Origin of the sequence: Pacificibacter sp. (genome assembly GCF_039769035.1) — a bacterium.
GTDB lineage: Bacteria > Pseudomonadota > Alphaproteobacteria > Rhodobacterales > Rhodobacteraceae > Celeribacter.
Window position 1 is genome coordinate 1 of the sequence record NZ_JBDMZG010000191.1, and the last position, 7,927, is coordinate 7,927.

General features: G+C 53.6%; 12 protein-coding genes. 7 read left to right on the top strand and 5 right to left on the bottom strand.

All coding sequences use genetic code 11. The annotated features are described in order from the left end of the window. The 5 genes from ABF287_RS15565 to ABF287_RS15585 form a co-directional block, all read left to right on the top strand. Positions 1–300 (top strand): AtpZ/AtpI family protein (locus ABF287_RS15565; protein ID WP_347185915.1); only part of this gene is annotated, 300 nt, incomplete at its 5' end. A gap of 2 nt (positions 301–302) precedes the next feature. Continuing rightward, complete coding sequence (locus ABF287_RS15570; RefSeq protein ID WP_347185916.1) at positions 303–1,058, top strand: F0F1 ATP synthase subunit A; 756 nt, start codon at positions 303–305, stop codon at positions 1,056–1,058. A 61-nt stretch (positions 1,059–1,119) separates the two neighbouring features. Further along, positions 1,120–1,356 (top strand): F0F1 ATP synthase subunit C, encoded by a 237-nt coding sequence (locus ABF287_RS15575; protein WP_123792676.1) that lies wholly within the window; start codon positions 1,120–1,122, stop codon positions 1,354–1,356. A 109-nt stretch (positions 1,357–1,465) separates the two neighbouring features. Further along, the gene (locus ABF287_RS15580; RefSeq protein WP_347185917.1) at positions 1,466–1,987 is read left to right on the top strand and encodes a F0F1 ATP synthase subunit B'; all 522 of its coding nucleotides are present in this window, start codon (positions 1,466–1,468) and stop codon (positions 1,985–1,987) included. Positions 1,988–1,991: 4 nt separating this feature from the next. Next, positions 1,992–2,549 (top strand): F0F1 ATP synthase subunit B, encoded by a 558-nt coding sequence (locus tag ABF287_RS15585; protein ID WP_347185918.1) that lies wholly within the window; start codon positions 1,992–1,994, stop codon positions 2,547–2,549. Between the two features lie 141 nt (positions 2,550–2,690). Here the strand turns inward: ABF287_RS15585 and ABF287_RS15590 are convergent, their stop codons facing one another. The 4 genes from ABF287_RS15590 to ABF287_RS15605 all read right to left on the bottom strand — a co-directional run bounded on the left by ABF287_RS15590 (position 2,691) and on the right by ABF287_RS15605 (position 5,659). Beyond that, entirely contained in the window at positions 2,691–3,158 is a 468-nt protein-coding gene (locus ABF287_RS15590; RefSeq protein ID WP_347185919.1) for a metal-dependent hydrolase, read from the bottom strand. Positions 3,159–3,161: 3 nt separating this feature from the next. Beyond that, positions 3,162–3,929 carry an FCD domain-containing protein gene (locus tag ABF287_RS15595; protein ID WP_347185920.1) on the bottom strand — a complete coding sequence of 256 codons (768 nt, stop codon included), beginning with the start codon at positions 3,927–3,929 and terminating at the stop codon, positions 3,162–3,164. A 116-nt stretch (positions 3,930–4,045) separates the two neighbouring features. After that, positions 4,046–4,696, bottom strand: a complete 651-nt coding sequence (locus ABF287_RS15600; RefSeq protein WP_347185921.1) for an OmpA family protein — start codon at positions 4,694–4,696, stop codon at positions 4,046–4,048. Between the two features lie 105 nt (positions 4,697–4,801). Beyond that, positions 4,802–5,659 (bottom strand): bifunctional helix-turn-helix domain-containing protein/methylated-DNA--[protein]-cysteine S-methyltransferase, encoded by an 858-nt coding sequence (locus tag ABF287_RS15605; RefSeq protein ID WP_347185922.1) that lies wholly within the window; start codon positions 5,657–5,659, stop codon positions 4,802–4,804. Positions 5,660–5,791: 132 nt separating this feature from the next. Here ABF287_RS15605 and nth point away from each other — a divergent pair, with 132 nt between their 5' ends. Continuing rightward, positions 5,792–6,439 (top strand): endonuclease III, encoded by a 648-nt coding sequence (nth, locus tag ABF287_RS15610; protein WP_347185923.1) that lies wholly within the window; start codon positions 5,792–5,794, stop codon positions 6,437–6,439. Next, the gene (locus ABF287_RS15615) at positions 6,432–7,418 is read left to right on the top strand and encodes an adenosine kinase (protein WP_347185924.1); all 987 of its coding nucleotides are present in this window, start codon (positions 6,432–6,434) and stop codon (positions 7,416–7,418) included. Before nth ends, ABF287_RS15615 begins: the two co-directional genes overlap by 8 nt. An 81-nt stretch (positions 7,419–7,499) precedes the next feature. On the opposite strand, the gene ABF287_RS15620 is transcribed toward ABF287_RS15615, so the two are convergent. Continuing rightward, positions 7,500–7,927: DNA polymerase (locus ABF287_RS15620; protein WP_347185925.1), on the bottom strand; the 428-nt coding region annotated here is incomplete at its 5' end.

The following is a 7,927-nucleotide window of genomic DNA, read 5'->3' on the forward strand; positions in this document are numbered from 1 at the left end:
AGCTCCCGCGGCGAAGAACACTTTTCTCAGGCCAATATGGCATGGCGGATGGTGATAGAATTGGTTGCCGGTCTTATGATCGGTTTCGGCATGGGATGGGGCTTGGATAAGCTTTTTGGCACAACGCCAATATTCATCGTGCTGATGGTTGGATTTGGACTGGCTGCTGGCGTCAAAACGATGATGCGCACAGCCCAGACGATCCAAGCGGAACAAGAGGCGGAAGCCTCAAAGTTGAATACGCAGGAAGCTGCGGTAGATGATAACGCGGCACAGCCCGCAGGCGACGAGAGGGATTGAACATGGCGAGCGAAGCACACGGTTCTGAGAGCAGTCTTGCATTCCACCCGATGGATCAGTTCAGAATTACGCCTCTTTTCGGAGATGGCCCTATTCACTGGTACACAGTAACAAACGCGACACTTTGGATGGGCCTTGCGGTTCTCGGTGTGGTTTTGTTGTTGGTTGTTGGCTCACGCGGCCGTGCGATTGTCCCATCACGTGGTCAGTCTATCGCCGAGCTTACATACGGTTTCGTTTACAAAATGCTCGAAGATGTGGGCGGCAAAGACTCAGTGCGTTACTTCCCATATGTAATGACATTGTTCTGCTTCATCGCATTCTCAAACATCTTGGGCCTCTTGCCTTTGTCCTTTACACCAACGACCCACATCGCGGTAACAGGTGTTCTGGCCTTGCTCGTCTTCGTTTTCGTCACAGTGCTTGGCTTTGTCAAAAACGGTGCGAAATTCCTCGAACTGTTCTGGGTTAAATCTGCACCGCTTGCGCTGCGCCCTGTTCTTGCAGTGATCGAGCTCATCTCATACTTCGTGCGTCCTGTTAGCCACTCTATTCGTTTGGCAGGCAACATGATGGCTGGTCACGCTGTGATCAAAGTATTTGCGACATTCGCAGCCATCAAATTGATCGCACCCGTTTCAATCGCGGCCATTACAGCAATGTACGGTCTCGAACTTCTCGTAGCCTTCATTCAGGCCTACGTGTTCACTATTCTGACCTGCGTGTACCTTAAAGACGCGCTGCATCCGTCCCACTAATTCGGATCAGGTTCGAACTCTAACTACTTTTCAGCCAATTCCAACGTAAGGAGATACCCCCATGGAAGGCAATATCGCAGAACTCGGCAAATACATCGGTGTAGGCCTCACAGCAATCGGCATGGGTGGCGCAGCTATCGGTGTTGGCAATGTTGCTGGCAACTACCTCGCGGGCGCACTTCGCAACCCATCCGCAGCTGCTTCACAAACTGCTACACTCTTCATCGGCATGGCCTTTGCAGAAGCTTTGGGGATCTTCTCGTTCCTCGTAGCACTTCTCTTGATGTTCGCGGTCTAAGTTAGACTTATACATCCTTACGTCGGGGTGGGTCACACGTGGTCCACCCTAACGTAATTTTGGCTCCCTCCGATCACCGGTGGGATTTGTTCAGAGCCAGGAGGACACCATGGCGACAGAGACACATGGGGCAGCCGAGCAAGTGGCGATGCCACAGCTTGATTTTGCTACTTTCCCGAACCAGATTGTCTGGCTTCTTGTCACGCTCGTCGTGATCTATTTCGTGCTGTCCAAAATTGCACTGCCACGCATCTCTTCGGTGCTTGCAGAGCGCTCTGGCACGATCATGAATGACATTTCTGCAGCCGAAGAGCTCAAGCTCAAAGCCGTTGAAGCAGAAAACGCATATAACAAAGCGCTCGCCGAGGCCAAAGCCGAAGCTCAGCGTATTTCTGGCGAAGCCGGTGCTGCGATACAAGCAGACCTGGACGTTGCCTTGGCAAAAGCCGACGCAGAAATCGCAGCGAAAGCTGCTGAGTCCGAAGCACTTATCAACGAAATCCGTGATAATGCAGCAGACAGCGTCAAAGTGGTTGCCAAAGACACAGCCAAAGAACTCATCGCAGCCTTCGGTGGCAAAGCAGACGCTAAGACAGTGACTGCTGCAATCAACGCACGCTTGAAAGGGTAAGATCATGAAAACACTTCTCACCCTCACAACTGCTGTTGTTGCAACACCTGCTTTCGCTGCATCAGGCCCGTTCCTGTCCTTCAGCAACACAAACTTTATTGTTTTGCTCGGCTTCCTCGTCTTCATCGGCGTTTTGGTATACGCAAAAGTGCCAGCGTTGCTCGGTGGTCTTTTGGACAAACGCGCAGAAGGTATTTCGACTGAGCTGAAAGAAGCACGCGCTTTGCACGAAGAAGCCAAAACAATTTTGGCCTCATACGAGCGTAAGCAACGTGAAGTTCAAGAGCTCGCTGACGCGATTGTGGCGCAAGCCAAAGTCGACGCGGACGCGGCTGCTGCGAAAGCGAAAGAGGACCTTAAGACCTCTGTTGAGCGTCGCTTGGCCTCTGCTCAAGATCAAATCGCTTCTGCTCAAGCCGCTGCCGTACGTGACGTACGCAACACGGCTGTGACCGTTGCTATCGGTGCTGCGCAAGACGTGATTGCCAAGCAGATGACAGCAACTGACGCAAACAAGCTGATCGACGAAGCAATCGTAGACGTTGCTGACAAGCTGCACTAAGCACCTTAGACAGTTTTAAATTTTCAAAGCCCTGCGGAAACGCGGGGCTTTTTTTGCGGCGGTCCTCAGTATGAGAGTGCTTTCCAAACTTCTGATTGCGGGGAGATCATCCTTAAGTTTTGTGCGAATGCCTTGCGGAGATCACGTGCGACGGGAGCGGGCATAAACTATTGCCGCGACGACGCAGATTATGATTTCGGGCCAGAACGTCCAATGGGTCACAAAGCTCGCAATCCAATGGTCGTGCGTCGCTGGTACGATGATCACAGGTCCGCCCCAGTCCCCAAACGGCCATGCCCAATTGACCGCGCCTAACGTTGTGTCGAGCAGCATATGAATGAGGCCGCCGACACCAAATGCCGTGACAACCGCGCTGCACCTATACCGGTAGAGAGCGAAGCCAATAACTGTGATACATATCCAAACAAAGGGTCTATGCGTGATATAATCATGATGATGGTGGGCTTTGTGATCAATGAAATAGAACCAAAACATATCGAGGTCCGGGAAGACCGCCCCCAGCATCCCAGCCGCAAAAGCCGGTTTGGATATCCGTCGTGCGCCAGCTTTGAAGGCAATGTACGCAGCGGGAAGGTGAGCAATAAACATCAGTTAGCGTCTTTGCTCATGATCAAAGCGTAGCTTGGCGATTTCTTCGTTCTTTTCGAACTTCTGCTGATCTTTGAGTGCATCTTCAACATAGGTTAAGTGCGAGACGACAGCGCGTTTTGCCGCTTCTGGGTCGCGGGCTTGCAGGGCATCGTTGATGGCGCGGTGTTGATCCAACAAATCGGCGCGGTTGGTGCGCTGTTTGAACATCACCGAGCGATTGTAAAACACGCCTTCGCGCAAGAGATCGAACATCGACCGCATCATGTGCAGCATCACCACGTTATGGCTGGCTTCAATGATCGACAGGTGAAATTCGGCATCCAAACGCGCTTCATCGCTTGGGTTGCGCTTGGGGTGCGCAGCTTCCATCTTTTCGAAAATCGTATTGATGACCTTCAGGTCGGTCTCCGATCCGTATGTTGCCGCGCGCTCGGCCGCCAAGCCTTCCATATCACGGCGAAAGGCAATGTAGTCGAACACGGCTTCATCGTGATCACCAAACAGCGTCACCAATGCCGGTGAAAAGGCAGAGCCCAAAACGTCTGCAACAAAGACACCAGCGCCAGCACGGGTCTCCAGCAGACCTTTGTCGCTCAGATCACCTATGGCCTCGCGCAGTGAGGGGCGAGACACACCCAATCGTTCCGCCAAGTCGCGCTCGGCAGGCAGACGTTCACCAGGGCGCAGAATGCCACGCAAAATCAGTAATTCGATTTGTTTGACCACACTCTCGGCCAGTTTTTCGGATTGAACTTTCTGAAAGGGCATGAAGTCTCCGCACGCGTGTTACTTTGATTGGTAAATTTATATGACCAAGAGATGCGTCTGGCCACAAAAAAGGCCGAACAATGCGTCCGGCCTTCTGAAAAAAGTTTGATTTAGGCTTATGCCGCAGGCGAAATCACAATCTCAACGCGGCGGTTTTGTTCGCGACCTTCAGGTGTCAGGTTGGTTGCGACGGGCGCATCTTCGCCACGGCCATATGGGTGGACGCGGTAGGGTTGAACGCCGTTTGACGTCAAGATTGCAGCAACGGCTGATGCGCGGCGCGTTGACAGTTCTTGGTTGTATGCAGCAGAGCCAACATTGTCGGTGTGACCGATCACTTGCACCGTTGTGGATGGATAGTCTTGCAGGTTGCGCGCCAATGCACTGATGTCAGACTGCAGGCCAGCACGTACAACAGAGCTGTCCGTTGCAAACAAGATGTCTTGTGGCAAGGTGACGATCAATTCAGACCCTGTGTTGACGATAGAGACGTTGTCATTACCCATTTGTTGGCGCAGGTCTGCTTCTTGCTTATCAAGCAGGCTGCCAACGCCAGCGCCAAGCGCGCCACCGATAATAGCGCCACCAACACCTTTGCCGACATTGCCATCGTTTTTGGCCAGACCAATGATGCCACCAACCAGCGCGCCAGTGATAGCGCCTTGGCGGGCTTTGGAATTCGGGTCGCTCATGTCGGACATGTCTGTACAGCCAGCAACGGCAAGCGTCGCGACAAGAGGAAGGGCGATAAGTGTACGGGTTTTCATAGAAAATGCCTCGGTTTGTTAAGCTTCTTTTGCCTCCTTGTAGCGCAGCTTTGCGGCGGGCGAAGTCACATAAGCGCGCATCACCTTAAAGTGGCGGAAAAGTGCTTACTCAGCGCCTGCTGCCAGCGTGTCGCTCTGAGCACTTTCATAGGCCAGCATCGCGCGTTTGACGGGCAAGCCCCAGTGATACCCACCCAGCCCACCAGTTTTGCGCAAAACGCGGTGGCACGGGATCAGCCAGCCGATTGGGTTCTTTCCCACAGCAGTCGCGACTGCGCGCACGGCCTTGGGCGCGCCGATTGCAGTGGCGATGTCGCTATAGGTGGTGACTTCGCCCGTGTCGATCGACAGGAGCGCTTCCCAGACTTTGATTTGAAATGGTCCGCCCATCAGGTGAAGCTGTGTCGCGTGACCTTTCATGGCGGCTTCAACATGCGGGATCACCGCGTCAGGGTCTTCGTGAAAGGTGGCTTTGGGCCAACGCGCACTCATGTCCTCAAAGCTGGCGTCACGGCCAAGTTCAGTCGTAAACCCCAACCCACACACGCCACGCGGTGTCGCCATAGCAAGGGCTTCGCCAAACGGCGTGTCACACCAGCCATATGCGATCTTCACGCCCAAACCTTTGCGGGCATACTCTCCGGGCGACATGGCCTCCCATTTTAGGAATAAATCGTGCAGCCGTCCGGTTGAAGACAGGCCCGCCTCATTGGCCACATCCAACAAACGGTGCTTGTCTGCCATTAGCGTCTTTGCGTGGCCAAGTGTGAGGTATTGTTGAAACCGTTTCGGGGATACCCCCGCCCACTTGGAAAACACTTTTTGAAAATGATGCGGGCTCATGCCCAATTCTTGTGCCAAAGCCTCTAGCGACATCGTGTCATCGGCGGCATCGATGCAATCAATGGCTCTTCGAATGAGCTGAAAATGGTAGCGATCTTCGACAGTCATAGTGCCCAACATATTTGTCACAAGGTATGAACGATTGTAGCGCAACCTCGTGGCATAGCGACCCGAAACTTGCGCAAAGCGCCGCGCAGGGCAGGCCAAAGCTGTCGCTTGCTGTTGTTGGCATGAAGTGGCATTAACCGCTTTATGGTTAAACAACTCGACTATCATACGATCTTTGAGATCTTTTCACGCTTTCGCGCGGCAGAGGCCGAACCGAAGGGCGAATTGGATCACACCAACGCCTATACGCTGGTCGTGGCCGTCGCTTTGTCTGCGCAGGCCACGGATGTGGGCGTGAACAAAGCCACCAAAGAGCTGTTCAAGATCGCCGACACCCCGCAAAAGATGCTCGATTTGGGTATCGAGGGCCTGACGGAACATATCAAAACGATTGGCCTGTTCCGCCAAAAGGCCAAGAACGTGATGAAGACGGCGCAGATTCTGGTCGAGGACTTTGGCGGCGTCGTGCCCTCGTCGCGTGCCGCTTTGGAAAGCCTGCCAGGAGTAGGCCGCAAGACCGCCAACGTCGTTTTAAACATGTGGTGGCAAGTGCCGACCCAAGCCGTGGACACGCATATCTTGCGCTTTGGCAATCGCTCTGGCGTGGCTGTCGGCAAAGATGTGGTCGCGGTTGAACGCGCCATCGAAGACCATATTCCCGCTGAATTTCAACAACACGCCCATCACTGGATGATCTTGCATGGTCGCTATACCTGCAAGGCGCGTAAACCTTTGTGCAGCACTTGTCTGATACGTGACATCTGCGCTTTCGAGGAGAAGAACTTTGACTAAAACCTACCAAGTTGTCGGCATCGGCAACGCCATCGTTGATGTGATCACCCAAGCGGATGACAGCTTTCTTGAGCTTATGGGCATCGAGAAAGGCATCATGCAGTTGGTCGAACAATCGCGTGGCGAGATGTTGTATGGCGCGATGGAAAACCGTGTGCAAACGCCCGGTGGCTCTGTCGCCAATACGCTTGCGGGCTTGGGCAACCTTGGTTTGAAAACCGGCTTTATCGGCCGTGTGCATGACGACGCTTTGGGGCGTTTTTACGCCGCTGAGATGGAAAACGACGGCACCGCTTTTGTGAACCCGCCTGTGGCTGGGGGCGAGCTGCCGACGTCGCGTTCTATGATTTTCGTCTCTCCTGACGGGGAGCGCTCTATGAATACTTATCTTGGGATTTCCTCTGAAATTTCGTCGGTGGATGTGAATGCGGATGCTGCCTCAGACACTGCGATTATGTTTCTCGAAGGCTATCTGTACGACAAAGACATGGGCAAAGAGGCCTTTGACCAAGCCGCCAAACTGACCCATGCGGGCGGCGGCAAAGTTGGTATTTCGCTGTCTGACCCATTCTGTGTGGATCGTCACCGCGATGATTTCCGCAAATTTGTCAAAGAGATGGATTTCGTGATCGGCAATGAACACGAATGGGAAAGCTTGTATGAAACAGACCTGTCCAGCGCGCTGGAGCAAGCTGCGAAAGAATGCGGTTTGGTCGTCTGTACGCGCGGCGGCGGTGGCGTTGTCTTGGTGCAAGGCGACGAAGAAGTTGTGGTTCCTGTGGACCGTGTGCAACCCGTGGACACCACAGGCGCGGGCGATCAGTTCGCGACAGGGTTTTTGTATGGTTACGCGACAGGGCAAAGCCTAGAGACTTGTGGCAAAATGGGCTGTGTGGCTGCCGCCGAAGTGATTTCGCACATTGGACCACGGCCAGAGGCGGATCTTAAAGTCCTATTTCAAAAGGCTGGCTTGATATAAGCTATTCCACATAGACGTTAAAAAGGCGCGTTGAGAACACTCTCACGCGCCTTTCTTTTGAGTATTTATGCCAAGAAAAAGCTAGTGCGCTTCTGCCCAGTTGTTGCCAATGCCTGCGTCCACTTCGATGGGCACATCCAGTTTCACGGCAGGTTCAGACGCGCTTTCCATCACGTCTTTCACTGCCTCGATCACCGGATCACAGGCGTCTTCATCCACTTCGAAAATCAATTCATCATGCACCTGCAAAAGCATCTTGGCGGGCAGATCTGCGATGGCGTCCGGCATGCGGATCATGGCGCGGCGGATGATATCGGCGGCGGTGCCTTGGATCGGCGCGTTGATGGCCGCGCGCTTGGCAAAGCCAGATTGCGGGCCTTTGGCGGCGATTTCTGGCGTGTGGATTTTGCGGCCAAACAGGGTCTGGACGTATTTGTGTTCTTTGGCGAAGGCGACCGTGTCGTCCATGTATTCTTTGATGCCGGGGAAGCGTTCGAAATAGCGATCAA